Origin of the sequence: Sphingomonas sp. ERG5 (assembly GCF_000803065.1) — a bacterium.
GTDB lineage: Bacteria > Pseudomonadota > Alphaproteobacteria > Sphingomonadales > Sphingomonadaceae > Sphingomonas.
Map to the genome: position 1 here is coordinate 67,503 of NZ_JSXI01000012.1, position 25,898 is coordinate 93,400.

General features: G+C 61.4%; 18 protein-coding genes and 1 tRNA gene. 7 read left to right on the forward strand and 12 right to left on the reverse strand.

Annotated elements, in window-relative coordinates:
• Window positions 1-382 precede the first annotated feature (382 nt).
• Together OO12_RS26660 and OO12_RS02810 are read left to right on the forward strand one after the other, a co-directional pair.
• The gene (locus OO12_RS26660) at window positions 383-2,566 is read left to right on the forward strand and encodes a cadherin repeat domain-containing protein (RefSeq protein ID WP_152616238.1); all 2,184 of its coding nucleotides are present in this window, start codon (window positions 383-385) and stop codon (window positions 2,564-2,566) included.
• Window positions 2,567-3,502: 936 nt separating this feature from the next.
• Complete coding sequence (locus tag OO12_RS02810; protein WP_052215479.1) at window positions 3,503-6,355, forward strand: TonB-dependent receptor domain-containing protein; 2,853 nt, start codon at window positions 3,503-3,505, stop codon at window positions 6,353-6,355.
• Between the two features lie 119 nt (window positions 6,356-6,474).
• Here OO12_RS02810 and OO12_RS02815 read toward each other — a convergent pair whose 3' ends face one another.
• Window positions 6,475-6,837, reverse strand: coding sequence for a hypothetical protein (locus OO12_RS02815; protein ID WP_052215481.1), 363 nt, complete (start codon window positions 6,835-6,837; stop codon window positions 6,475-6,477).
• 347 nt (window positions 6,838-7,184) lie between these two features.
• On the opposite strand from OO12_RS02815, the gene OO12_RS26665 reads away from it, so the two are divergent.
• A complete protein-coding gene (locus tag OO12_RS26665; protein ID WP_052215482.1) occupies window positions 7,185-7,826 on the forward strand; it encodes a hypothetical protein in 642 nt (213 codons plus the stop codon).
• 356 nt (window positions 7,827-8,182) lie between these two features.
• Here OO12_RS26665 and OO12_RS02825 read toward each other — a convergent pair whose 3' ends face one another.
• Window positions 8,183-9,472, reverse strand: a complete 1,290-nt coding sequence (locus OO12_RS02825; protein ID WP_152616239.1) for a hypothetical protein — start codon at window positions 9,470-9,472, stop codon at window positions 8,183-8,185.
• Window positions 9,473-9,787: 315 nt separating this feature from the next.
• On the opposite strand from OO12_RS02825, the gene OO12_RS02830 reads away from it, so the two are divergent.
• The 3 genes from OO12_RS02830 (at window position 9,788) to OO12_RS29395 (ending at window position 11,670) form a co-directional block, all read left to right on the forward strand.
• Window positions 9,788-11,131, forward strand: a complete 1,344-nt coding sequence (locus OO12_RS02830; RefSeq protein WP_152616240.1) for an acyltransferase family protein — start codon at window positions 9,788-9,790, stop codon at window positions 11,129-11,131.
• A 90-nt stretch (window positions 11,132-11,221) separates the two neighbouring features.
• A complete protein-coding gene (locus OO12_RS29260) occupies window positions 11,222-11,524 on the forward strand; it encodes a hypothetical protein (protein ID WP_034157114.1) in 303 nt (100 codons plus the stop codon).
• A 14-nt stretch (window positions 11,525-11,538) separates the two neighbouring features.
• A complete protein-coding gene (locus OO12_RS29395; protein ID WP_160296724.1) occupies window positions 11,539-11,670 on the forward strand; it encodes a hypothetical protein in 132 nt (43 codons plus the stop codon).
• Between the two features lie 291 nt (window positions 11,671-11,961).
• Here the strand turns inward: OO12_RS29395 and OO12_RS02845 are convergent.
• The 10 genes from OO12_RS02845 to OO12_RS02895 all read right to left on the reverse strand — a co-directional run bounded on the left by OO12_RS02845 (window position 11,962) and on the right by OO12_RS02895 (window position 23,822).
• Window positions 11,962-12,038, reverse strand: a tRNA-Arg gene (locus OO12_RS02845).
• Between the two features lie 86 nt (window positions 12,039-12,124).
• Complete coding sequence (locus OO12_RS02850) at window positions 12,125-13,447, reverse strand: efflux RND transporter periplasmic adaptor subunit (RefSeq protein WP_082006305.1); 1,323 nt, start codon at window positions 13,445-13,447, stop codon at window positions 12,125-12,127.
• Window positions 13,423-14,865, reverse strand: a complete 1,443-nt coding sequence (locus tag OO12_RS02855) for a TolC family protein (RefSeq protein ID WP_034157155.1) — start codon at window positions 14,863-14,865, stop codon at window positions 13,423-13,425. Before OO12_RS02855 ends, OO12_RS02850 begins: the two co-directional genes overlap by 25 nt.
• A 220-nt stretch (window positions 14,866-15,085) precedes the next feature.
• Window positions 15,086-16,288, reverse strand: a complete 1,203-nt coding sequence (locus tag OO12_RS02860) for an ABC transporter permease (RefSeq protein ID WP_052215484.1) — start codon at window positions 16,286-16,288, stop codon at window positions 15,086-15,088.
• On the reverse strand, window positions 16,285-16,977 hold the full coding sequence (locus OO12_RS02865; protein ID WP_034157116.1) for an ABC transporter ATP-binding protein: 693 nt from the start codon (window positions 16,975-16,977) through the stop codon (window positions 16,285-16,287). Before OO12_RS02865 ends, OO12_RS02860 begins: the two co-directional genes overlap by 4 nt.
• Before the next feature lie 224 nt (window positions 16,978-17,201).
• Window positions 17,202-17,648: a hypothetical protein gene (locus OO12_RS27855; RefSeq protein WP_152616241.1), complete on the reverse strand. Its 447-nt coding sequence runs from the start codon at window positions 17,646-17,648 to the stop codon at window positions 17,202-17,204.
• A 337-nt stretch (window positions 17,649-17,985) separates the two neighbouring features.
• Window positions 17,986-18,489 (reverse strand): hypothetical protein, encoded by a 504-nt coding sequence (locus tag OO12_RS02880; protein WP_152616242.1) that lies wholly within the window; start codon window positions 18,487-18,489, stop codon window positions 17,986-17,988.
• A 267-nt stretch (window positions 18,490-18,756) separates the two neighbouring features.
• Window positions 18,757-22,005: a TonB-dependent receptor domain-containing protein gene (locus tag OO12_RS02885; protein ID WP_235364664.1), complete on the reverse strand. Its 3,249-nt coding sequence runs from the start codon at window positions 22,003-22,005 to the stop codon at window positions 18,757-18,759.
• 303 nt (window positions 22,006-22,308) lie between these two features.
• Window positions 22,309-23,337: a FecR family protein gene (locus OO12_RS02890; protein WP_052215485.1), complete on the reverse strand. Its 1,029-nt coding sequence runs from the start codon at window positions 23,335-23,337 to the stop codon at window positions 22,309-22,311.
• Window positions 23,334-23,822 carry an RNA polymerase sigma factor gene (locus OO12_RS02895; protein ID WP_082006310.1) on the reverse strand — a complete coding sequence of 163 codons (489 nt, stop codon included), beginning with the start codon at window positions 23,820-23,822 and terminating at the stop codon, window positions 23,334-23,336. The genes OO12_RS02890 and OO12_RS02895 overlap by 4 nt, the downstream gene beginning before the upstream one ends.
• A 370-nt stretch (window positions 23,823-24,192) precedes the next feature.
• Here OO12_RS02895 and OO12_RS02900 point away from each other — a divergent pair, with 370 nt between their 5' ends.
• Window positions 24,193-25,860 carry an amidohydrolase gene (locus tag OO12_RS02900; RefSeq protein WP_034157120.1) on the forward strand — a complete coding sequence of 556 codons (1,668 nt, stop codon included), beginning with the start codon at window positions 24,193-24,195 and terminating at the stop codon, window positions 25,858-25,860.
• Window positions 25,861-25,898 lie beyond the last annotated feature (38 nt).

Consider the following 25,898-nt stretch of genomic DNA (forward strand, 5'->3'; position numbering starts at 1 on the left):
GCCGGCCCGGCGCACGGCCGGTATTACCGCGCCCCAATTTCCGCTCTCCGTCACCATTGGGCCGGCTGTTGCGATCGTCGTCATGTCAAAGAGAGGGACGGACGGGCCGTTCGCTGCAACAATGTCGTGCGTGGGATTGGCGTTGAATCATCGGTGGCGTCGGGGATGATGATCAAAGACGTCTGCGCCAGTGGCGCCACACCGCCTGTCGTCGCTGTTGCGGAGTTGTCAGTGCAGCAGTCCAAGCCGTTCCGACCGATAAAGAAAATGACGATCTGTCACAGGATCGGCACGAATAGTTGCTGCGGTGTGCCGTTTACTCTGCAATAATCGATCGGCGCCAAATATGGCCGCGAATCGAAAAGCATTCGGGGGGCAGTCGATGACCAGTCATGTTCGTTCGGGATCCGAATTCATCGTCGATGCCACAAGACGGGGATCGCCGGTCCAAGCCTATGGTGCAATTCTGGCAGATGACAATTTTGTTACCACCGGCACCGATGCGGATTTCAAGTCAAATCCCTACCTTATTGCCTCTCCCGCCTTCGCAGCACTTGCCGACCTGAACGAAGCACCGGAGATCACCTCCGGCTCGACTTTTGCGGTATCAGAAAACGGCCTTGTCGCGGGCACGATCACCGCAGTCGACAGCGAGGGCGACGCGATCATCTACACAATCGTCAGTGGCGCCGAAGCCCTGACCTATTCCATCGCGGCTTATTATGATTCGGGGAAATTCTACCTGAATCCGACCACCGGCGTGCTGACATTCAACACGGCGCCCAATTATGAGGCGCCGGCGGATTACGGCAGCGACAATGTCTACAATCTTCTCGTCCGCGCCACCGATGCCAATGGCGCCGCTTCGGCGATTCAGGCGATTACGATCACCATCGGCAATATCAATGAAGGGACAGTCATCGCCTCCAACGGCGGCGGCGCCACCGCGGCATTCTCGGTCAGTGAGAACCAGGTTTTCGCAACGACGGTGATTGCGCGGGACAATGTCGGCCCGTCGGTTACTTATTCGATTTCCGGCGGCTATGACGCCGCCAAATTCGCCATCGACGCGACGACCGGCGTGCTCACCTTCATCACCGCGCCGAATTATGAAGCGCCGAACGATTTTGGCGCCAACAGGGTTTATGATGTCATCGTCAAGGCGAGCGATGGCCTGTTGGCGGATACGCAGGCGCTTGCCATTTCAATCACCAATGTCAACGAGGCGCCCGTCATCACCTCCAATGGCGGCGGGGCCACCGCGGCCATTTCGGTCAACGAGAATGTCGTCAGTTCGGTCACGACCGTCTTTGCGACCGATCCGGAGAATACGACCCGAACCTATTCCATTATCGGCGGCGCCGACGCTGCGCGCTTTTCGATCAACGCGACATCGGGTGGCCTGAGCTTCGTCGGCAGCCCCAATTTCGAGGCGCCGACGGATGCCGGAGCCGATAATGTCTATGATGTGATCGTACAGGTGAGCGACGGGAGCCTGGCCGACACGCAAGCCATCGCGATCACGGTGCTGAACGTGAACGAAGCGCCGGTCATCACGTCCGCAGCGGCCTTTTCTGTTCAGGAAAATATGACGGCGGTGACGACAATCACATCGACGGATCAGGAAAACCAGACGCGGACATACTCGATCTCCGGCGGACTCGATGCCGCGCGTTTCACGATCGATGCCGCCAGCGGGGCGCTGAGCTTTGTCGCCGCCCCCAATTATGAGGCGCCGAACGATTCCGGCGCCAACCGCATCTATAACATCGTCGTTGCGGCCAGTGACGGGACATCCAGTGCGACAAAAAACCTGGCGATCACGGTGACCAATGTCGACGAAGCGCCCATCATCACCTCCAATGGCGGCGGCGCCACCGCAAGCATCGCCGTCAACGAAAACAGCACGGCGGTCACGACGGTCATATCGACTGACCCCGAAAATGCCGCCCGTGCCTATGCCATTGCCGGCGGCGCCGATGCGGCATCTTTCGTCATCAACGCCACGACAGGCGCGCTCAGCTTCCTCGCCGCGCCCGATTTCGAAGCGCCCGGCGACACCGATGGCGACAATGCTTATGATGTGATCGTGCAGGCAAGCGATGGGGCGCTGACCGATACGCAGGCCATCACGGTCATGGTTGCGGACGTGAACGAACCGACGGCCTTTTCCGGTCAGGAAGGCATGATCACGCAGGCGAACAAGCGGCAGGACAATGCCGGCGGCAACGGCATCACGGTGCCCAATGCCATATCGCGCAGCGACATGCGGGGCGGGCAGGCCATCCTGGCTAATGACATGGGCTGGTCTTATGCGGACCTGCTCGACCGATCGATCCTGGCTACCCGCCCCGACAGGGTGGCAGCGCAAGGGACCGCATCGCCATCAACGCCAGTCGCGGCGCCAATCGCCGCCGCCGCGATGCTGGCGGAAAGCTATGCGCGCTTCGATATTTCCAGCCCTGGCATCCTTGCCGACCGCGACAACGGAACGTCCCGCATTTCCGTGGCCGATGTTTTTGCGCCGAACGAAGCGGGCGTCGCCAGTCGCTATGCTTCTCTCTGAAGACATGGCCGGACGTGGCGGTCGCGGTGTCTCCTTTTATTGAATAACCGCGAGTCCGAACGCGGAAACGGGGAGTGGCGAGGAGAAAGCCGTGAGACTTTCTTCGCTCCGCTCCGCACCGCCGTGAAGACGGGCTGTTGCAATATTCGTCATGTCAAAGAGCAAGGCGGGCGCCCGGCGGCGACTCGTCAGGTGCGACAATGTCATGGACGCGGGCGGCGTTGAATCATGGGCATGCCTGCGCTGACGATGACTTGCCCGTCGCCGCACCGCCGATTTCCCGCAGCTGCGGGAGTTGTTGCGGGAGTTTCTGGGGGAAAATGCTTTTTGAGGGTTCTGCGGGAATCTGCGGGAAAAGCTGCGGGAGTTTTGATGGATCCGCACGGGAGTTTTATCGAGTCCTTGCGGGAATATCGGGAAATGGCGGTGGCGGGAGTCATTCTTGCTGTGCCTGATTCAAATCGTCGCTCGGATGGGCTTGTGCCGACGACGCGCAACGGTGCGCCGGAGCGCAGATATGACAGTCCCGAGGCCTGGCTTGAATCGAACCGAACCGAACCGAACCGTTGATCTAGTCGAGCCAGTTGGGTGCGGGTGAAGGCGGCTGCAGCAATCCTGCCGCCAGCGATCCCGCTCTCATCGACGCGCCCGTTAACCTCCGCAACGCCGATTCTCATTTCCTGCCGCACACGTCTTTCCGGTCCCGCGCGGACCAGGGGACGCCTTCCCGTAAGTGGGACGCCGGCGAGCAATGCGGCATTTTCAGGTGTATCTGTTTCAGAATCGCCACAAAAATCCTGATCAGAGAAATTTATACATTTAATTGACATAAATTTCTCTTCGGAGAATAATCATCGGCACAGAGCATTCCTGCCGGAGCGAGTCCGGCAAGAAGAATGTCGCGCAGGGCCAGAGCCAATCACGGGAAGGGGTATTATGTCACACGGGGTTATCTCGAAAGAAACGGCCGGGCTTTTCATCGACGCATCGGGCGGTCTCGCCGGAGAGTCGGCGCGCCGACGCCTCAGGGCGCTACTCTTCGCAACCGCCGGCCTGGCGCTGGTTTCGGCGCAGCCCGCTTTGGCGCAGGCCGCGCCCGATACTCCCGCCCCGGCTCCGGTTGAAGACAGTCAGGATGCGGCCGCTACAACCGACGACATCATCGTCACCGGTACCCTGGTGGCGCGGCCCGGCTTCGTCTCGCCGACCCCAGTCACCAGCCTCGATTCGGCGGATCTGAACCGCGTCTCGGCCTCCAACCTCGCCGATGCCCTGAACCAGCTTCCCGCGCTGAAACCAAGCGTCACGCCATCGTCGGTCGGCAATCTTTCCAAGCTGGCGGGGGGCAATTTCCTCGACCTTCGCGGCCTGACCTATCTGCGCACGCTGACCCTGATCGACGGCAAGCGCTACGTCCCGGCCACGCCGGAGGGCGTCGTCAATACCAATTTGATCCCGCAGGCGCTGATCGGCGGAGTCGATGTGGTGACCGGCGGCGCGTCGGCCGCTTATGGGTCCGATGCGGTCGCCGGCGTGGTGAACCTCAAGCTCGACGACAAGCTGGTGGGGATTCGCGGCAGCATCCAGGGCGGGATCACCGATCATAACGATCACCGCAATTATCTGGCATCGCTCGCCTTTGGCGCAAACTTCGCAGGGGGCAGGGGCCATATCCTGCTTGGCGGCGAAATGGCGGAGAATGGCGGCATCGCGGACGGCTATTCGCGTGGCTGGGCCGGCAACCGGGGTGTGGTGCTCAACCCGGACTATACCAGCACCAATGGCAAGCCGATGTATGTGCACGTCAACGATGCGCGCACCTCCAATTCGTCACCGGGCGGCGCGATCTTCTCCGGCCCGCTGAGCGGCCTCGCTTTCGGACCGAACGGCACGACCATGCCCTTCCGCTTCGGCACGCTGGTCACGCCCGACAATTCGATGAACGGCGGTGACGGCGATCCGCTTGCCTCGCCCTATGTGCTGGAAACGCCATTGAAGCGCCGCAGCGCTTATGGCGGCGTGCGGTTCGACGTGACCGACGGCATCACTGCCTATGCCAGTGTCGATTATGGGAAATCGAGCTTCTCGGAGACGTCGATTCCGAGCTACGACAATTTCACCATATTGGCGGACAATGCGTTTCTGCCGGGGTCGGTCCGGACCGCCATGGCGAACCAGGGAATCAGCAGCTTCACTCTTGGCCGCGGCAATCTCGACTATGGCGTCGGCAAGATCGAGCAGAAGGCGGAAACCTGGCAGGCAGTCGGCGGCGTGCGCGGCAAGCTTGGCGGGTCGTGGACGTTCGATGCATCCTATTCCTATGGCCGGACGCACAACAGGACGCTGTTCACGGGCAATGTCATCAAGGCCAACCGGCTGCTGGCGATCGATGCGGTGACGAATCCGGTGACCGGCGGCATCGTCTGCCGCTCGACCCTGACCAATCCGACCAATGGCTGCGCCCCGCTCAATCTCTTCGGTACGGGATCGCCGTCGCAACAGGCGATCGATTACATCACCGGCACATCGGTGCGCGATTGGCAGATCAAACAGCAGACCGCCGACCTCGCGATCCGCGGCGAACCCTTCTCGACCTGGGCCGGCCCCGTGTCGCTCGCGGTCGGCGGGCAATGGCGGCAGCAGCGGGTGGACGTCACCTCGGATCCGCTGTCGATCGCCCGCGCTTTCCGTGTCGGCAATACCCAGCCCTTCACCGGCGAGATCACGGTCAAGGAAGCGTTTGGCGAACTGGTCGTGCCGTTGGCGAAGGATGAGAGCTGGGCGCAGAATATCGATCTCGATATCGCTGGCCGCGTCACCGACTATAGCACCTCGGGCACGGTCGAAACCTGGAAAGCCGGCCTGAACTACGCGGTCAACAACTCGCTGCGCTTCCGCGTGACGCGATCGCGGGATATTCGCGCGCCCAATATCAACGAACTGTTCCAGGTCGGACAGACGCTGATCTTCTCGATCAACGATGTCTCGATCGGCCAGCGCTATAATGTGAATGCGGTGTCCGGCGGCAATCCGTTCCTGAAGCCCGAGCGCGCCGATACGCTGACGGCCGGCGTGGTGTTCACGCCCAGCTTCATGCCGCGATTCAGCCTGTCGATCGATTATTACGATATCAAGATCAAGGGCGCGATCGGTTCGCTCGGCGCGCAATCGCTGGTGGACCGCTGCAATGCCGGCCAGACGGCCTTCTGCCTGCTTGCGCCACGGGGCAGCGATGGCCGCATCTCGGCACTGCTGATCGCGCCGGTCAATTTCCAGCAGATCACCACGCGCGGCGTCGATGTCGAAGCGGCATACCGGATGCGGGTTGGCGGCGGATCGTTCGATCTGCACGCGCTGATCAATTACACCGACAAGCTCGACCTGGTCGGCGACAATGGCGAAGTCACGCGCTTCGCCGGGAACACCGACCAGCCATTGCTGGACGGCGTCGGCGGCACGGCGCGCTGGAAGGTCACGAGCAGCGCGACCTACTCGACCGATGCCTATCGGCTGAGCCTGACCGGACGGTATGTCAGCGGTGGTGTGCTGACCCGCGATCCGGGGGTGACGTTCGATTATGACAGCGTGAAGGGCCGCGTCTATCTCGACATCTCGGGCGAGGTCGCGCTCTACAAGAACGCCAATGGCGGTAAGGTGTCGCTGTTCGGCGTGATCGCCAACGCGCTGGACACCGACCCGCCCTTCACGGGCTATCAGTTCCAGACCGCCCGGCAACTCTATGACGTGATCGGCCGGCAATACACCGCCGGCGTGCGCTTCAAATTCTGAAGCGCGGTTCCGCCGCTTCCTGAGCGGGAGCGGCGGGCGGATCGGGTCGATTGCGACCCGTCATCGTATCCGGGCTTCGGTCGAGGCCTGGTGCGATGGCGGGGAAGGGCGTCGGCGCCTCATTGATAGCGCGCGGTCTTCTCGAATCCGTCATTTGCCTTGGTCATCTTGATCAGCTTTCGGATGTAGGACCGGACGTGCCGGTCGAAGCGCGTATCATCGTATACGCCGCGCCCCACATATTCGTCGCGGTCCAGCAACGTGCGCAAATCATCGGCAAACGCCTTTTGGACAGTCGTCGATTCCCGGCTTTTCATGAATGTGCAGACCAGTTCTTCAGCGGTCGCCTTGTCGCAATCGTCCTGCAGCTCCCTGCCGCCGCGCTCCGCTACGACCTGATCGGATCGCGCGGAGATGACCCGGCTTTCCAGCCATTTGCGGACCGTCTCGCCATTCCATTCCATTGAATTTTCTTCCGCCATGCCTTCAGACCCGGTCAGCGCTCCCGGGGAAACGGGAATATGGTGACAACTCACTTCGCTGCCACAGGCCAATGGCCCGCTCCTGGCATGCGGTCCAGCCATTTAGCTCGATGAGAAAGGGTGAGTTTTGGGAGAATAAGCTGTCACCGTAGTCGTCTACCGAGGCGGCGGTTGCGAGAATTGAAACCTTGCCGGGCTTTCGCGCCCATCCCGGAGGCTTCACGGTCGACCGTTATCGACTTGACGAGGATCACGGGGCGAAGGTTTTGGCTTCGATTGATGGGCCTGGTCGATTGAAAAGCGATGTAGGCTTGCATCGGACATCTGCCGCCGCCATTCAGTAAGCCATGGCCTCCCATTCTTCTGTACGGGGCGACATTGCCGTCCACGAGGCGCTGGAAGCGATCTACCGGGAGTTCGCGCATCCGACGCCCTCCGCGATTGAGGGTTGTCCATGCTGCATCTCGACCCGAGGTGTAGATGTCTTGTTGACGACACCGTTGCGAGAACTGTCCGGTCAAGCGCTGTGGCGTTACGTTTCCGGGGCATTCTATACGGTAGGCGGCGAGAGCGACTTTCGCTATTTGCTGCCCCGCATCCTGGAGGTTTCGATAGACGATCCGGGAAATGCCAACGATCCCGAGATTGTGCTTGGGAAGCTGCGCCTTGCGAACTGGGATCGCTGGCCGATCCATGAACGACAGGCGATTGAATGGTTCGTGGACGCCTGGTTCGAACTGGCGTTGTCGCAGGATTTAGCTGAAGCCGATGATGATTGGGTCGGGGAAAGTGCCGAAAGCGTTCTATGCGGAGCCGCGCGAGCGGACCTTCCACTTTCGCATTGGTTGCTGCGCTTGCTCGATCCTGTCGCGGCACCGGTACTGGAAAACTTGAAGGAACGTTTCCCTGGTCAGCTATCCACGTTCTGGGAGGATGCCCCCACCGGCTTCAGAGAGTTGTCCGCTGTCCTAGCGGAGAAACAAGCCTAATCAGTTGTTGCCTGTCCATGTATTTTGGAGACACTATATTTTGGGGACACAATACTAAACTCCGGGCGTCCGCCTGCGTTTCCGCAGGCTCAATACTCGGCCGTCTGCTTCCTGCCGCTCGATCCAATCCTGCCCACCTAGTGGCCGATGCGCAGCCCGCGTGATGTGCGGCATCGGGATCGCGATGCGAGCGAAGCGCACCATGGCTCACGAAACCATCGTCCGGCGGCACCGATTATTTAGTATTGTGTCCCTATATTAGGGATGCTCCGGTCCCGAGCGGGCTGCCTGCGCGGATCGAGCCGGACAACCCGCCAGGCCGCCAGCCGGCGACCTGGCTGAGCGTTTCCGAACCGCTATCGTCCGGTGCCGCCGTCGCGTGCCGGGCGCGCATCCTCGGCCTCGAGCCGCTTGACCAGCAGGCGCCGCGCCGTTGGGTTGCGGGTGTTCATGACCTTTTGCGCGTCGAGGAACGCGCCAAGGCCGACCGACAGCTGCAGCGAATAGTCGAGCGACGTGCGCCCGGCATCGAATGCGGTTCCCGAGGGGATATTGCGGAACCAGGGCGCGGTACTCGTACCGGTCGGCATCATGCTTCCGGCCGGTGTCTCCGCAGTCGAGTGACAGGACAGGCAGGAAGAGAGCTTGTTGTCGACCGGACCGTTGAGCCTGCCCTGATAGCCGAGATGCGGCATGGTCACGGCGGGATTGATCCAGGACTCAGTCAGCGGACCGGTCCCGCTATAGCCCGGGTCATTGCCCCACATCAGGCCGATCGGTGCGACATTGGTCCAGCCATTCCCGGCCGGGCCACCAGGGCCGCCGCCATAGACGAACGTCCCGAACACCCAGCCGGTCTTCGAGGCGACCCGCGCATCCTTGACCGCGATGTCGATCTGCAACAGCCGCACCTTGACCACGGCGCGCGGACTGGTCGGCTTGGGAAACGGGTTGTTGACGTCGGCATAGACATAGGCGTCCCATTCCGGCGACCCTTGCAGATACGGGACTTCGCTCACTGGCGCGGTGGTGAAGAGCAGCTTTGCCGCGACCGTGCCTTCGGGCATGTCCGAGGCTGCGCTGGCATTGGGTTTGCCGCGATTGGCCCACATGCGTCCGATCACCGCGCCCCCTGGCGCATTGTAGAAGCCGACCGCATAATTATTCCATTGCCGGCCCTGGCTCGGCGCGAGCTCCTGGGGTTTCGAGGTGCGCTCGCGGGTCAGTCCGTGGATCGGTTCGCGGCCATTGGTGCCGGTGTCCTGCCACGGCGCATTGTACCAGTGCCGTACCGTGTTGAGCGTGGGATCGAAGCTCGCGTCGATATCGGGGCGCAGATTGCCCTCGTAGAAATAGCCGAGCACGGCCTGGATATAGGGCTGCGACTGGGTTGTCGGGTCGAAGGCCTTCCACGGCATCGCGTCCGAGGGAATGGCGGTCGGGTAATTCTGACTCAATTGGAAGCGACGCCCGGTCCATCCGGCGGGCAATGGCACGGTCGAATTGCAGAACGGCGTGGTCGCCGTATCGCAGGTGGCAACAGCCTGCCGGGCCTCGGCGGCCCCGCCGAACTGCCATGCCGCCATGGCCCCCAGCGCTGCGAGCGAGCAGCCGGAAATGATCGCCAGCCGATTTCGAAGCATCATCGCGTCCTCCCCCGAGTTCAGATACTGATTACCCGTCGCAAAAAAAGGATCGGGCCCTGTATCCAGATTATCGCGATGATGGAGCAATGGCCATCCAATATAGCCACAGTGGTTCAATCTGTTGCCGCTGTTGGAAATCAGTATAGCTTGAGTAGATGGTCACGACTTTCTCAATAATGTCCGAGATGTGGAGAGGGTGCTATCGGGTCGAGATATGGCGCGAAGTGGCCACCGTGGTTCGCCAGCAGCGCCACAGCCTTCAAGTGCAGATCGGCGTTACGGATCATCTGGTCAGCAACCGACACTATCGCGTCGGTGCGCTTTGCCTCCTTCTCGATCTGTGCGGCGGAGAGATCTCATGTCTTTCGGAAGAGGGCTTATTTCGGGGACACAATACTAAACTTTGGCTTCTGCCAGCATTGGGCATCACATTGGCGCGTACTTTCCAAGCGCACCGGCTCCGGGAAGGTCTCCGCGATCTTCCCGGTCCTGTTCCCGACATTGGTCCAGCGCGATTGCCGCGCGGCTGGCGCCGTGCGCAGGCAACGCGTATCGTCGAAGCTCTCGTTCAGTAAGAAGAGCAAAGTGGCCGATTTATTAGCACCTGCCGAACGTAGAATCGACTGGCTCGACTATGTTCGCCTGTTGTGCGCGCTCATGGTCATGATGGCTCACTATGTTGTCGTCGTCGTGCCCAACGTTCTGGGCCCGGCGAATGCCGATCTTGGTCTGATCTCCGATATAGCGAACTATGGACATATCGGACTGTTCGTTCTGTTCATTATCAGCGGCATGATGATCACGCAGATCGTGCAGCGGCAGACAGTGTCCACCTTCGTTACGCACCGCGTGACGCGCGTCTATCCGACCTTCGTCCTTTGCCTGACGATCACCACCTTGGTGGGGATTGGGGAATCGGGCCATATGCACGTCACTTTCTGGCAATATCTCGCCAATTTGACGATCAATGCCGACGCATTCGGATATCGTCCGGCGGATTCATCTTACTGGACCCTGACGGTCGAGATCACCTTCTATGTCATGATCGTTGCGGTCGCGATGCTGGGGTGGATCAAGCATATCCAGATCGTCGTGGCGGTGTGGATCGCGCTACAGGTAGTCGCGGCGCCCTTTTTCCCACGCGCGCCGTTGCTGGGCGCCGACTATTATTTCCTGGCGGCGGGTTGCGTGATGGGATTGCTGTATCAGCGCCGCAACGAAAAGCTGAACCTGGTGTTGCTCGCGGTTACCGCCCTGCTCGGCACGCGGACCATTTTCATCGCCGCCCAGGGCATGCCGTTTAATCCGTGGATCGGCATCGCCGTTATGATGGGGATTTTCGCCCTTTTTCTGGTGATGCGGGGCCGCGATGTCCGCCTGCCCTGGGCGCACCGGATCGGCTCCTTCACCTATCCGCTCTACCTTCTTCATTTCAAAATCGGCACCATCATGCTGATTTGGTGGGCAACCGACGCGAACAAATGGTGGTTGGTACTGGCCTTGTCGCTAGGCATGATCCTGGTCTCAATCGTGCTGGATGATATCGTCGAATTCCGGATGCGCGCAATGTGGCGCAGTCTTGCCAGAGCTACGATTGCGCGGCCGTTCCTCCGGTGGGAGCAGCGTCGTATTCTGGCGGTGACGGCGGCCAGCGTCTGACATGATTTCAAATGCTTATTGAAATCGCCTCGAGCCTGACACTTGCGATCCCAGTGCGATCTCAGCCACAAACTGGGCATTCTTGGCGGCATGTCGCACGATGAATATACCACGCACATGACGCTCTGGGCGATGTCGGCGGCGCCGCTGCTGATGGGGCACGACCTGCGAAAGACAGCACCCCACGCGCTCAAATTACTGGAGAATCGCGACGTCATCGCCGTCGATCAGGATCGACTAGGCCTCCAGGGCCGCCTTGTTCGGCGTGATGGCGCTGTGGACATCTGGTCGAAGCCTTTGGCTGACGGTTCAGTTGCAATCGCCCTGTTCAACCGAGGAGAAACTGAAGCACGGGTTGGATTTCTATCGGCGGATGCAAAGCTTCACGGGTAACGCGGGTACGTGATTTGTGGCGTGGAAAGACGAGCGGCTCCAGCACCGTCAAATATCGCGTGCCTGGGCATGGTGCGGTGATGTTGCGGGTCGCAGGACCGCGTGAGGTCGAGCGCCAGCAGAAAGGTGGTTCCAATCGACGGTAAGCGCAGCGAGTTCGGTGTCGCGCGCCAGGAATACATCGTGAACGGCCCCGCTTTCCTCGCAGCCGATCAGGACCGGAACGTGCTGCGCGCCGGGGAGATGGGCCACGCTCATATCTCCTCGCTCTCCGATAGGCGGGAGAGACTGGAGGGGGCGGGAAGAGAATCGGCCTGTACGGGATTTGTACGAAACCCGTCTGAGATTCGTGGTTCGCTCGCGTAAAAACCTGCAGGGATGAACGAGGCTATCCGGGCATATTGCGCGCTAAGTGCATTGAAATCCTGCCAGAAGACTGGCGCACCCGACAGGATTCGAACCTGTGGCCTCTGCCTTCGGAGGGCAGCGCTCTATCCAGCTGAGCTACGGGTGCCTGGAGTGTCGAGCGACTAGCAAAGCCTGTGGCGGCGCGCCAGCCGTTTCGACATGCTGCGGTCGAAAGCGATCGGCGCCGGGGGATTATGGTGCGGCAGGGGGCGGCGGTGCCACCGACCACATGACCTCCTCGCCCGGCTTCAGGCCTGACAATATCTCGGCGCCGGTTGGCGAGACCAGGCCGAGCTGCACGGTTTTCGGTACGCCTTTTCCGGTCTTGCGATCCCGCACCATGACCGTTGCCGTTGGGGCGGCGCCCTGCACTGCTTCCGGGGGAACGACGATCGCGTTCGGATTGCTGTAAGCGATCACGATGATCGTCGCCGTCATGCCGATCTTGACCCGCCGGGCCTGTTCCGGGGTCAGCGCGTTGAGGCGGGCGGTGGCGGTGAAGCTTGCCTTTCCCGCGCCGGCCGATTCCTTGCCCGCTTCGCCGGCAACGCTGGAGATTTGCCCGGCGAGCGACAGATCGCTGAAGCCGGGTCCGGTCACCATCACCTGCATCCCGGTCTTGATCCGGTTGATATCGGCTTCGTCCAGCCGGAAGGACACGCCGAGGCCGCCGGCCCGGGCGATCGTGCCGAGCAACTGGCCCTTGGATACCCTGGACCCGACATGCAGCGCGTCATTGGCCGCGCCGTCGGCCGGGCCGGTGGGCGGGCGGACGATGATCCCGTCGTCCGGCGCATGCAGGGTCGCGCCGCCAAACTGCGCGGTCAGTTTTTCCAGGCGGAGTTGCGCATTCTTCAGGTCGAGCTCAGCCAGGCGGCGGTTCGGCCCCAGGCCGCGGCGCAGCACGGTCGCCAAATCCTCCTGCGCCGAAACAAGTGACGTCCGCTGCGATCTTTGTGTTTGTATCACACCATCATATTCGGATCGCGCGACAAGGCCGCGGTCAAGCAACGCTTTGGTCTCGCGCATCTTGTTCTCGGTGTCGCTGAGCTCGGCCATCGCCGTCGACACGCCGCGCCGCGCGCGGGAAACTTCGGGGCCGCTGGTCCAGGACGCCATATCCTCGGATGCCTGCACCGCCTTCAGATACGCGCTTTCCGCTTCGTTGCGGCTTTGCAGCAGCTCGGAAAGGTCTAGTTCGGCCAGGACCTGACCCTGATTGACCAGGTCGCCATAGGAAAAACTGATCGATTTGACGGTGCCGTCGAAGGGCGCGGTGATGTCAATCCCGGAGCCCGGGGCGATCGTCCCCACCACGTTGAGTGTCGAGGTGAAGGGTTCGCGCTTCACCACCTGGCTTTTTTCCACGGGCGCCGTGGCCGATGGCGTGCCGCCGGAGCCGGGACCCCACCACCAGATCGCCAGGCCGCCGCACAGGATCGCCAGCGTCGCGGCAATCCTGCCGCGGCGCGTTTTCGGCAGAAACCGCTTCAGTCGTTGAGATCGATCTTCCATGTATCGAGCGTACTTCCGATTTGCTGGTCAAGTGAGGTCAATTGATTGAGATAGCCGATCCTGGCGGATAATTCCTGCGCATCGGCGGCGCGCAAATCGGCTTCGAACGACAATACCTCGAAATTGGACGCGCGCCCGAATTTGAGTTTATCGCGTTGCAGATCGAGCGCCCTCGCCGCCAATGATCGCGCGCGCCGCGCGGCCTCAAGCTGGAGCCAGCTCGCCTCCACGCTTTGCACCGCGTCGCGGATTTGCGATTCCGCAGCCTGGCTGGTGTCCTGATAGATAAGTTCAGCCTGACGGAGCGCGATCGTCGCGCCGATCTCGCCCTGGCGCCCGTCATTGTCGCCCCAGATCGGAATGCTGAGCGTCAGGCCGACCTGGCCGCTGAGTTTGCCGTCGAGCGGCGATTGCAGCACCTGATCGCCCCGGACACGCGATACCCCGCCGTGTGCCCGAATATCCCAAAGGCGGGCATTTTTCGCCAGTCGCAGCGCGATCTGGTTCTGCTCCACCGCCAGCTCCGCGGAAAGCACATCCATCCGCGCGGCACGCCCGAGTTCAAGTGCTTTGTCGAGATCGATCGTGACATGTTCGGTGTCGATCCCGTCGCCGGCGACGATGTTGGTGCGCAAGTCGACCGCCAGCAACTGGAGCAGCGCCAGTTGTGCCGACGCCCGGGCCTGGCCGGCCTGCAGAACCGCCACTTCCTGGTTGGCGACGCCGGATTCGGTTTGCACGATATCCGCCGCGGCCATGCGCCCGGCAGCAATCAGTGCGCGGTTGGTTTCGAGCAGATCCCTGGTTCGTTGCAGAGCCAGTTCGGCCAGACGGACCTGCTCCTGCGTCTGGATCAATGCGCGATAGGCGGTGACGATGCCGGTCACGGCGTTCGAAACATTATCCCGCAGGCTGAGTTGATTGATCCGTTCCTGCAGACGCGCGCGCCGGATCGGGGCAAGGCCGACGTCCAGCCCCGCGCCGCGCAGCAAGGGCTGCGAGATATCAAGTGCGCTGGTTTCGTTGCTATAGCGTTTACCGCCCTGGAAGCGGTCCGTTCGCGTCCAGGAGAATTGCGCGGCGGTCCCGAAGGGCGTGCTCCATGTCACTTTCGGGACGACGGTGGATGCCGCGCTTGATTCCCCGCGCGTCCGTATGCCGTCGATATTGCCGGCGACGCTGATCCGCGGCCGGAACTGGGTGTTGGCGACGAACAGATCGAACTTCTGCACGATCCGCGTGAGATAAGCCAATTTGATCGAGCGATTGTCACGCAGCCCGAGCGCCACGGCTTCAATCAGGCTGATCGTGACCGGTGCGCCGCCTGGCTTGGGGCGCGATGGCGGCGGCGGTACCGGCGGCGCATAGGTTGGTGACGGATAGGATTGGGAATGAGGGGAGGGCAGGGGTTGGATCATTTGCGCCCCGGCCGCCATGGGGCTAACCAGGGAAAGGATGCAGCTTGCCGCGACGGTGAGGCTGAGGAGGCGGTGGAGATGGTGAAAACCGGTATGGTCGCAATCGCGCTCGCGGCGCTGCTTGCCGGGTGCGCTACTCCAAGCGGAGTCAAGCGTCCGCTGGCCCAGCCGACCATGGCGCAATCGGTTCCCCTGCCCGATCTCAAACCCTATCAGGCGCCTATTCCGCACGCAGCGCCTCAATCGGATCAACCCGCGACGCCGTGATCGCCGGATACAGGCCGAATATCATGCCGACAATGCTGGCCATGCCCGTGCCGAGCGGCAACACATAGAGCGCTACCGCGAAGCCCCAGCCCAACGCCCTGGCCATGAAATAGGAGGCGCCGACACCGAGGGCGACACCAATCAGGCCCCCGATCAGGGCGAGCACGGCAGCCTCGATCAGGAACATCAACTGCAAGTCGCGCGGCGTCGCGCCAATGGCGGCGCGCAGGCCGATTTCGCGGCGCCGCTCCATGACGCTCATCAGCATCACATTCATCACACCGATCCCGCCGACGAGCAATGAAACGCCGCCAATCGCGGCGAGCAGACGGGTATAGACCCCCATCTGCGTTTCCATCAGTTTCGCCAGCGAGCGCGCATCGAGCAGAGTCAACGCGGACGCTGGATTGGCAAGGCGGGCCTTCACCCGTTCGCCGATCGCCGCCGAATCGGTTTCAGGTTTGAGCTTGAGCACGGCCGTATTGGGATTGCCGCTGGGCATGACGCGTCGGCTGCATCCGAATGGCACGAACACCGTGTCATTATAATCGGTCGGGTTCATCGATCCATTCGCTGCCGGCGCCAGAATACCGATCACCGTATAGACATAGTTGCCGATCGCGAGCTTGGCACCGGGCAGGAGTTGTGCTCCCGGCGCCGATAACTTCGTTGCCGCGGCATCGCCGGCGACGGTCACCAGCCCACACTCGTCCGTATCGCCGATGAGCCGCCCGGTACGCAGTTGCAGTCCGGCGAGCGCCGCGAATGCGGGCGGGGCGGCGATCGTCGATATATCGGCCGTCCTTCCCCCCGCCGCAACGGTTTCGCGACCGACCGACAAGGGCATTGCGCTCAGTATGTCCGGGTCGTAGCCGGGCAGGGTATCAACCAGACGGCGAGCGAAACCGGCCGCGCCGACGCCGGCGGGCGTAGCGCGAACCTGCAACATGTCGATGCCCATGCTCTGGAAGCTTCTGAGTGCTTCCAATTGCGCCATATGGCCAACGCTCAGCATGGCGATGATCGACCCCGTGCCGATGGTGATGCCGAGCAGCGCCAGTACCGAACGAATGCCTTGGCTGTAGAGATTGGCGAAGGCCTCGGCGAAAATCTCCCCGGGCGGCGCACTGGCCGCCATGATCGAGGCAGCGGTCATGCGCTGGCCGCCGGTGATTGCCGGTCGGAGATGATGCGGCCATCGAGAAACTCGATCTGACGATCGCACTGCGCGGCCAGATCGCGGTCGTGCGTCACCATCAGGATTGTGACATCCAGGCTGCGGTTGAGGTGCCGCAGCAATGCCATGACTTCGACCGCGGTCACGCTGTCGAGGCTGCCGGTCGGTTCGTCGGCAAGGATCAGGCTCGGCTCGCCGATCAGTGCGCGCGCCAGCGCCACGCGCTGCCGCTGGCCGCCGGAAAGCTCGGTCGGGCGGTGATGGCTGCGATCGGCGAGTCCGACCCGTTCAAGCATGTTCAGCGCCGCCGCCTTGCGCCGTTCGCGCGGAATGCCGCGATAGAGCAGGGGCAGTGCGACATTCTGCCAGGCGGGCATGCGTGGCAGCAACTGAAACGATTGGAAGACGAAGCCAAGCATCGCATTGCGGAGCCGCGCGGCCTGGTGCGCGGACGAATAATCCACCACCACGTCGTTGAGCATGACCTGGCCACTATCGGGCTTGTCGAGCAGACCGACGATATTGAGCAATGTGCTCTTGCCCGAACCCGACGGGCCAATGACAGCACAGAAAGCGCCGCGCGGAATCGAAAACGACACGTCCTTCAGCACAGGGATCGGCTGCGTCGGCGTGCCATAGGCCTTTCCGACATTCGTCAGTTGCAGCATCTATGTTTCCACGCGCCGGAAAAGAAGGGCCCCGAAATCTTCATGACGATCAATATCGGTCCCGTCGCTGCGTGTTCATGTCGAGATACCAACCCCCGGCGAGCGACAATGTATGACCCGTTCTTTCCGATCCAGCACTATCTGCGCCAACATGACCCTATCCAAAAATCGGTGGATTTGCTGATGAGTCAGGTGGACGGACGCGCTGGAGCGACGTGCGGGCGCTAGAAAATGTTCAGCGAACCGGGTGCCGTCAACTGCCCGTTGACGGTGCAGACGGGCGTGCCCGTCAGCGCCGAGTTGAGGAGCAATATCTTGGTGGTGTTGTTCCATGTCCCGGTGATCGTGCCGCTGCACCCGCCGACCATGATGCCGCTCATCGATATCTTCGCGGCCACGGGGTCATAGGTGACGGTGTAGGGCGTGCCGGTGAAAGTCAGGGCCGGGCACGGCGACGCTCCTGCGAGGAACTGTGGGGTCGCCAATGCCGTACTTGATGGCGTCGATGGCACGGTGAGCGTAACGTTCAGAACGCAGGACATGGAAATTCCCCTGCTTACGGTAACCGTGCCCGTAATCAGATATGTTCCCATCGGCGTGAAGGTCTGTGCGCTGGCCGGCGACGCGCCGAACAGCATCGTGGCGGCACATAGCGCAACAACTCTCTTCATCATCGCTCTCCTGCGTATAGTCGATTGTCTACATCGTACTATGGTAGTGATTATTATCAAATATTGAAAAATACGAATCTTGTCCGCCCGTCAGGGGGTAATGCTCTTCGTGTCCGAAACCAGATGGAGGACGGCACTGACCGAGCACGGAACCGGGCCGCCATTGAGCGGCTGGGTTATGGCGAGAGGCTTGAAATCGCTTTTATCTCAACACTCCCGTTGTCGCCGCAGTGATTCAAAATCGTTGATCCGAGTGCCGAGTCGCAAAAAAATGCCTGGGCGCGGAGGAGCGCGCCCAGGCAGGTCGGGAGGATTGTGTGTTTTACATCATCCCTGATCAGGGATTGGTGATGCTGCCCACACCACCGACCAGGGTGAGGACGCCCTTGACCGTGCAATCGCCGGTTCCGGCGGTGGTGGCGGGCAGGACCGCATCGATGGTCAGCGTCTTGGCGGTATCGTTCCAGGTACCACCAATGGTGCCGCTGCAGCCGCCCGAGGTAATGGTGTTCACCGAAACGCCGGTCAGCGACAGGGTCGTTCCGACATAAGTGACGGGATAGGGCGTGCTGTTGAAGGTCACCGTACCGCACAGGCCACCGCTCAGGAGAGGAGTCGCCGTCGCGGTGTGGCCATGATTGACGGCGCCATGAACGTCGCCCGATGCGTTGGGGATCACGGCGGTGATCTTGAGGGTGCAGGTCAGGGTAAGACCCTTCTTCACCGTCACGCCGGACCCTTGCAGGACATAGGTACCCGACGGCGTGTAGGTCGTCGCGTTCGCGGTGCCTGCGCCAGCCAGCGCCAATGCAGATGCGCAAATTGCAGAAATCAACTTCATCTCAACTCTCCTGTTGATGATATTGTGATTCGTACTCAACACTGAGCACAAAAACAAAGATGAGCATTTTCACATCAGTGTCAATATTAAAACAAGTTGCTGCAAGAAATTTTCTGATCGACTACGTAACAATATTGCAGAATCGACAATATCATACCGAAGCAATACTTAACTGCTTGGTAAGTATTGAGTACATTTGACGGCTTTGTGCCGCTTTAAGTGACGGAATATCTAAATTTACTCCGCTGCTATAACATTTTATAGATCCTAAAACTTCTTGCTGACGCTGAATCCAATGATGCGGGGGTCCAATGTGAAGACATTGGTTGAAAGTCCGGTGTCATCGCTGTTGGTGAAGAAGTCTGAGATTGGCGTATTGTTGAAAACGTTCTTGACGTAGAACTGAAAAGCCAAGTCTGACTCCGGACGGGCGAAGGTAACGGCCAGATTGGTGTTATCCCAGCCCTTCAGGCGATCATATTCAGTATTATAGACTCTCGCCCAGCTTGCGGACTGGCGATAATAATCGCCGCGGAAGGTAAGATTCCAGTCGTCGAGGAAAAAAGTATATTGCGCACCGATGTTGAAGGTCAGGCGCGGTGAATTGGGGAGTTCATTGCCTTCGAGATTGGCATTGAAACCCCGCCCGCCATTGGGTGCGTCAGTCAAGGGATTATAAGTGAAGTTCAGGCCCCATAGAGGGTCCGACCAATGGAGAGTGGTTTCCACATCGGGATTGAAACTGCCGATGCGATTGGAGCCGCCGCAGAGCGCGGCAAGCATGAAGTCGGCAAGGTCGCCAGGGCCGGAGGCAAAGGGTGACTTGAGAATGGCCTCGACATATTTACGCGGCGCGATGCAATTCGACGGTACCTGGACCCAGGGACGAAGCACCATCCAGTCGGAATTGCCCTGGGTGCGATTCATCACGTCGATCGACTGCGCACCCTTTTTCAGCCGTGTCCTGAGATAGCCCAGATTGGCGTCAACCCGGAACGCGCGCGACGGACGCCACGCCGCCTCAAACTCCAGACCCCAGCTTTGTGCATTGAAATTCTCGTTGAGCGAGATGCGATCGACAATCTGGGAAACCTGATAATCTTTATAGTCATAGAAAAAGGCGGTTGCATTGAGGCTCAGTTTGCCACCGGCAAAACTATTCTTGGTGCCGATCTCCAGCGCATTGACATATTCCGGTTTGAAGGTCGTCGCCAGCGGCTGATATTGAACCACCTTGGGGTTGATATCGACGCGCGGCGGGTTGGAGCCCCCGCCCTTGTAGCCGTGCGACGCCGAGGCGTAGATCAGCGTATCATCCGTGAACGACAGGTCCGGCTTCCAATCGACCACCAGTCGCCCGGTGAACCGACCCCATTTCTGATCGATGTTATTGAGCGCCGGATAGCCGCTGTTGACGTTGCCGCCAGTCGAAGCTCCGCCGCCCCCGCCGAGCAGCAGCTGGCTCGGAATGGGCGTCGTCGTCTTGTCGTCATTGGTGTAGCGCAACCCGGCGGTGATCTTCACCCGATCCGCGACGTTCCAATAGGTTTCGCCGAACAGGGCCCAGGATTCGGTCCGTACCTTGTTGCGGCTGAGGAAGTAATTATGCCCCTTATCATTCAGCGCGTTCAGCGGATTGGGGTCAATGTAAACGCATTCCCGGGTTGTCGTGTTTTGCGGACAATCCGCGAAAGGGGGGCTGTTGGGCGCGTTATTGTAGAAATTTTCCGCCAAGAAGGTGAATAGGTTATTGAATACATAATAATCGTCTTGAGATTTGAAGTTGAGATAATTGCCGCCGAAATTGAAATTGATCGGACCGGCAAATGAGGACTGCAGGCGTAGTTCCTGCGTCCATTGATCGTTGCGAGAGCGGCTTATGTCGACCGAGAGCATCCGATTGGACGGGCCGAGTTGTGGATCGGTGTAAATCCCTCCCGGCGTTGGCCCCGGCCCCAGGGGGTTTCCGAGAGCGTCTACCAATCCCTGCGAATCGTTGAAAATGGGGTTTGATACGAAGCGTCCATAGTCCTGCGTCGAATAGTAGCGGTCGCGGGCATAGGCGGTTTGCGAAACGAGTTTGAGCGAATCGCTGAGCGCAAATTCGAGATTGAGCTGAAAGACATCGTTCTTGGCCCGAAACACGGGATCATAGCTGGTCGAGATCTCGCGCAGATTGCGCGACTGGACGACATTGGCATAGGGATCGCCCGGGAGAAGGGCGCGGACGGGGTCGCCGAACGGGTCGTCGGGGCGAGCGCCCAGTGCAACGTTATACCGCGGGATATAGACATAACCCAGGCTGTCGCCATTGGGGGCGCCGTACGACCTGTCGTCATAGAGCGATACCGGCAGGCACCCCTGGCTCAGGCGCGCTGAGAGCCCTGGCGGGACTGGGGTTTCTCCAACCATGGTCGGCCCCGGATCGCGTGCGCAAAGCTGTTTGCCGGTGCGCGACCGGTTGTCGTCTTCCTGGAAATGCTGCCAGATGAGATTGGCTTTGAAACGGTCGCTTGGTTTCCATTGCACCGTGGCGCGGGTCGACCAAAGGTCGCGGCCATTGACGCGCTTTTGGGTGAATGTGTTGTAATCGAAGCCGTCGCGCTTGGTCATCGAGCCGGCGACACGGACGGCGAGCGTGTCGCCGAGCGGGACGTTGAGCATGCCGCTCAAGCGCCTTGTATCATAGCTGCCGACTTCTGCCTTGGCTTCGCCTTCGAACCGGCTGGTCGGGAGTGCCGGAATGATGTTGACCACGCCGCCGGTCGCGTTGCGGCCATAGAGTGTGCCCTGCGGTCCGCGCAGCACTTCGACGCGCTGCAGATCGAAGAATTCGGATTCGAACAGGCGGTTGCGGATCAGCGGCGTGTTGTTGAAGCTGACCGCGACCGCCGGATCGCTCGACGCCGAAATCGCCTTGGTCCCGATCCCGCGGATCGAGAAATTATACATGCTGAAATTGCCCTTGGAGAAATTCACGTTGGGCACCGCCCGCAGCAATTCCGATCCGCTTTCGATCTTGTGATCGTCGAGCGACTGTTTGGAAAAGGCCGAAATCGCGATCGGCACGTCCTTCAGCGATTCTTCCTTTTTCTGCGCCGTCACGATGATGTCGCTGGTATCTTCCTGAACGGCGGTGGCCGCGCCGACCCCCGTTTCACTTGATACGGGGCGCGTTTGAGTCGGCTCGACGGACGATACCGCCGCCCGGACGATCAGCACACCGGAGCGTCCGGTCTGCACTGTCAGTCCGGAATTGACGAGCAGGCGCGACAGCGCCTCATCCTTGCTGAAGTTGCCGACCAGTGCCGGGCTGGTCTTGCCGTTGACCGAAGCGGCATCGAAGATGATTTGCTGCCGCGAGGTTTCTCCGAACGCCTTCAGCGCGTTACCCAGAGCCTGCGCGGGAATGTTGAATCGGTACGTCTGGCTGCGCGCGGCGGCCGTTGATGGCTGCGCCATGATCGCGATCACCGCTGTTGCCGAGTAAAGATAGCCGCGCAAGGAATCCCGCATTTCGTAACACCTCCCCTATGGAGTCGCCGTTCATTTTTAACGGTCGCTCAGGGGGGTAATACGCACGCCTGTTGCATTCACTCACTTGTCTGCGGCATTTTTTTGAATCTGTTTGAACGGCGCATGGTGAAACGAAGACGACAAGACAAAAGACCGTCCGGGATTTTGGTGAAGCCGCACGAACGGACGCCGAGAGCCCCGCGCCTTTGTGGACCTCGCTCGGAACAATTGCCTGTCGCGGGGTAAAAATGCCCGGAGCGCAAGGGAATGCGCCCCGGGCAGGCGGGGACCTCGTCAGATCTTTCAGCTCGCCCGGTAGGTCAGGACGATCCGTCCGGGTTCACGCGTGGCTTGTACCGGATGGAGCGCGCACACCCCCTCGACAAAGGCGTCGGCATCGGCGCCCAGGAAGACACCGTTGACAATATAGGCTCCGATCCGCGGGTCGGCGATGACCAGCTTCTCGCGCGCGTCGCGGTTCATCCGATCAACCGCCACCGCGAGCGGTTCGGCGTCAAAGGTCAACTGACCATTTTCCCAGGATAACGACCGCGAGACATCGGTCGGCGCGATGCGTGTGGCGGCAGCTTGTGTCGAAGCGACCAGTTCGCTGCCGGGAACGAGCCCGGGCGCGCCGGGCGGCGGCAGAATCGTGTGCCGCGTGCCATCGGGTGCCTGAGCCATGACCTCGACCCGGCCCTCATACAGCACGACGCGCATCTGTTCGGCCAGCAGTTCAACGCTGAACGACGTGCCCGTCGCGAGCGTCAGCCGGTTGCGCGCGAGCACGCTCAGCGGACGCAGCGCGTCGTGCGCGACATCGAATTTGGCGCGGCCGGAAATCAGTTCGAGGCGCCGGCTGTTGCGGTCCATCCGGACATTGACCTGTGTCGCGGCATCGAGCGTGAGCCGTGTCCCGTCGTCGAGCATGACGACCCGGCGTTCACCCGTTCCCGTCGAATAGGACGTCATCGGATCGTGCAAAAGATACACCATCGCGACCAGCAGCACCGCCGCGAAGGCCGCGGCTGCCCTGGCCCATCCGCCCATGCTCCAATGCGTGCGCGCCCAGCGGCGCGCATTGGCGCGGCGCAGCGATTCCACCGCTTCCGCGCGGTAGCGGATCATCTCCGGCGTGTCGGCGACGTCATCCACCCCGTGCCAGATCGCGACCGCTTCCTCGAACGCCATGGCGTGCGCGTCGTCCGTGGCGATCCACGCATCGAACTCGCACCGCTCGTCGGCGTCGAGCCGCCCTTCGCTGAGGCGCAGGCACCACAACGCCGCTTGTTCGTCGATCTGGGTGCGATCCTGATGTGCCGGAGCGGTCATTTTGAAACTTCCCGGGCGCGCGCCATCAGGTGCGAGGTTGCGCGCGCCACATGTTTTTCGACCGCGCTGGGCGAAATGCCGAAGCTTTCCGCGATGACGCGCTTGTCGATGGCTTCGATGCGATAAAGGACGAAAATCGTCCGCGTGCGTTCGGGCAGGTCGCGGAGCGACCGCATGATCTGCGCGACGAGGCTCCGGCCGGCGGCGATCTTCTCCGGATCGATCCAGTCGACGCCCTGGCCGTAAAGCAGGCACACGGTGTCATATTGTTCGGTCCGCACGCGCGAGCGTCGCGACCGATCGCGCAGCAGATTGGCCGCGATCTTGAAGATATAACCTGCATGGAGGCCGGCTTCGGCGCCCGACCCGCCGAATACCCGCGCAAAGGTTTCCTGAGTCAGATCCTCTGCCTCGGCGTGATTGTGCACGCGCTTGAGGAAGAACGACATCAGCGCCGGCCGCCAGTGGCGGATATGGGCGGCCATGTCGGATTGCTGATCGGTTAACAGCGCATTTTCCTCGGAGTCAGGGCTCTTCAACAGCTAATACGCATGAGATCGTAAACACCACAGTATTTCATCATCATGTCGTAAGATGCCGATGTCATGAATTCGGGGGGATCGCGGCGGATCGATTGTCGCCGGCGACTGCTTGCCGCCCCGGGAAAGGCGGAAATCGTTCGACACCATGCCGGGCATCGATATTCCTGCCTGACGGGTGTCTCAAAAGAGGCTGCGGCGTACGCGCCGGGCACTGGACCCGTTCACTGTGCGAAAATTGGATGTTTCGTGATCCGCCGAGTCGGTCCCCTATGGTGGGCGTGAAGCGAACCGGCATTATTCTTGCGAGGCACCCATGATCGATCGCCGCCAGTTTATCGGCGCGAGCGCCGCGATGATGCTGGCCTCGCCATTGCTGGCGGCGGCGCCCGGGCTGGACATCGCCCTGGTCAACGCCCGGGTGTGGACTGGTCGGCGCGAGCATGCGGCGGTCACGGCGGTCGGCATTATCGGCGAGCGCATCGCGGCGGTTGGTGCCGGGCCGGTTCGCGCGGCGACGACCAGGGCGACGCGGGTGATCGATTTGGACGGCGCGTTCCTGTCGCCTGCCTTTATCGATAACCACACGCATTTCCTGCGCGGCGCCGCGATGCTGCGCCAGCCGAGCTTGCGCGACGCGAAAACGCCGGCGGCCTTCGCCGAGCGCGTGGCCGCTGCCGGGCGCCTGCTCAAGCCGGGGCAATGGGTCGAGGGCGGTTATTGGGACGAACAGCTTTGGGGCGGCGAACTGCCGACCCGCGCGTGGATCGACGCGGTTACGCCGGACCATCCGGTGGCGGTGTCGCGGCTCGACCTGCACATGATCCTGCTCAATTCGGTCGCGCTGAAGATCGCCGGGATCGATCGCAACACCGTCCCGCCCGAGGGCGGGGTGATCGTGCGCGACACGGCGGGCGAACCGACCGGGATCCTCAAGGACAATGCCGCCTGGCTCGCCGAGCGTGCCATCCCCAAGCTCGACCATGCCGGGATCGAGGATATCCTGCGCGGCGGCATCGCCGAAGGGCTCTCCAAGGGCATCGCCCAGGCGCATTCGCCCGAGATCGACTGGTCGATGTATGAGGCGTTGCGGAGGCTTGGTGCGAAGGGCCGGCCCGACATGCGTTTCTACTCCTTCGTGCCGATCGCCGATTGGGAAAAGATGGCGGCGATCGTCGCCGCGGAGGGCAAGGGCGACGACTGGATCCGCTGGGGCGGGGTCAAGGGATTGATGGACGGATCGCTCGGATCGCGCACGGCGCTGTTCCGTGATCCCTATAGCGATGCGCCGGACACGCGCGGCGTGCGGGTGACGCCGCGCGCCGATATCGCGAAATGGGTTGCCGCCGCCGATGCGCACCGCATGCCGGTCACGGTCCATGCGATCGGCGATGAAGCGAATGACGAACTGCTCGATATCTATGCCGATGTCGCGCGGGTCAACGGCAAGCGCGACCGGCGTTTCCGCATTGAACATGCCCAGCATCTCAGCCCGGCGGCGATTCCGCGTTTCGCGAAGCAGGAGGTGATCGCGTCGGTCCAGCCCTATCATGCGATCGACGATGGCCGCTGGGCGGTGAAGCGTATCGGCGAAGCGCGGTTGCGTGGGACCTATGCATTCAAGTCGCTGCTCGACGCCGGGGCGCGGGTGACCTTCGGGTCGGACTGGCCGGTGGCGCCGTTCGATCCGATTACCGGCATCCATGCCGCGGTGACCCGCGCGACGATCGATGGGCTCAATCCGAACGGCTGGCTGCCCGATCAGAAGATCGCAGTCGAGCAGGCGCTGACTGCCTATACCAGTGCCAATGCCTTTGCCGGTTTCCAGGACGACCGGCTCGGGCTGATCGCGCCGGGTTATCTCGCCGACCTCACCATTCTCGATGCCGATCCGCGCAGTGTGCCGGCGGCGGACATCGCCCGCATCAGGGTGCTGCGCACCTTTGTCGGCGGGACTCAGCATTTCGGGCCGCAAAGCGGCTGAATCGAACGGGCCCAACGAGGCCAAGGCAAGGGCAAGCG

Excerpts from the sequence above, each read along its gene's own strand:
- OO12_RS27855 (WP_152616241.1), bottom strand. The coding sequence starts at position 17,648 with ATGAAGAGAGTTGTTGCGCTATGTGCCGCCACGATGCTGTTCGGCGCG.
- OO12_RS02860 (WP_052215484.1), bottom strand. The coding sequence starts at position 16,288 with ATGACCGCTGCCTCGATCATGGCGGCCAGTGCGCCGCCCGGGGAGATT.
- OO12_RS02850 (WP_082006305.1), bottom strand. The coding sequence starts at position 13,447 with ATGGAAGATCGATCTCAACGACTGAAGCGGTTTCTGCCGAAAACGCGC.
- OO12_RS02810 (WP_052215479.1), top strand. The coding sequence starts at position 3,503 with ATGTCACACGGGGTTATCTCGAAAGAAACGGCCGGGCTTTTCATCGAC.
- OO12_RS02815 (WP_052215481.1), bottom strand. The coding sequence starts at position 6,837 with ATGGCGGAAGAAAATTCAATGGAATGGAATGGCGAGACGGTCCGCAAA.
- OO12_RS02895 (WP_082006310.1), bottom strand. The coding sequence starts at position 23,822 with ATGGCCGCCCATATCCGCCACTGGCGGCCGGCGCTGATGTCGTTCTTC.
- OO12_RS02865 (WP_034157116.1), bottom strand. The coding sequence starts at position 16,977 with ATGCTGCAACTGACGAATGTCGGAAAGGCCTATGGCACGCCGACGCAG.
- OO12_RS02880 (WP_152616242.1), bottom strand. The coding sequence starts at position 18,489 with ATGAAGTTGATTTCTGCAATTTGCGCATCTGCATTGGCGCTGGCTGGC.
- OO12_RS02900 (WP_034157120.1), top strand. The coding sequence starts at position 24,193 with ATGATCGATCGCCGCCAGTTTATCGGCGCGAGCGCCGCGATGATGCTG.
- OO12_RS26660 (WP_152616238.1), top strand. The coding sequence starts at position 383 with ATGACCAGTCATGTTCGTTCGGGATCCGAATTCATCGTCGATGCCACA.
- OO12_RS02825 (WP_152616239.1), bottom strand. The coding sequence starts at position 9,472 with ATGATGCTTCGAAATCGGCTGGCGATCATTTCCGGCTGCTCGCTCGCA.
- OO12_RS02885 (WP_235364664.1), bottom strand. The coding sequence starts at position 22,005 with ATGCGGGATTCCTTGCGCGGCTATCTTTACTCGGCAACAGCGGTGATC.
- OO12_RS26665 (WP_052215482.1), top strand. The coding sequence starts at position 7,185 with ATGGCCTCCCATTCTTCTGTACGGGGCGACATTGCCGTCCACGAGGCG.
- OO12_RS29260 (WP_034157114.1), top strand. The coding sequence starts at position 11,222 with ATGTCGCACGATGAATATACCACGCACATGACGCTCTGGGCGATGTCG.
- OO12_RS02855 (WP_034157155.1), bottom strand. The coding sequence starts at position 14,865 with ATGATCCAACCCCTGCCCTCCCCTCATTCCCAATCCTATCCGTCACCA.
- OO12_RS02890 (WP_052215485.1), bottom strand. The coding sequence starts at position 23,337 with ATGACCGCTCCGGCACATCAGGATCGCACCCAGATCGACGAACAAGCG.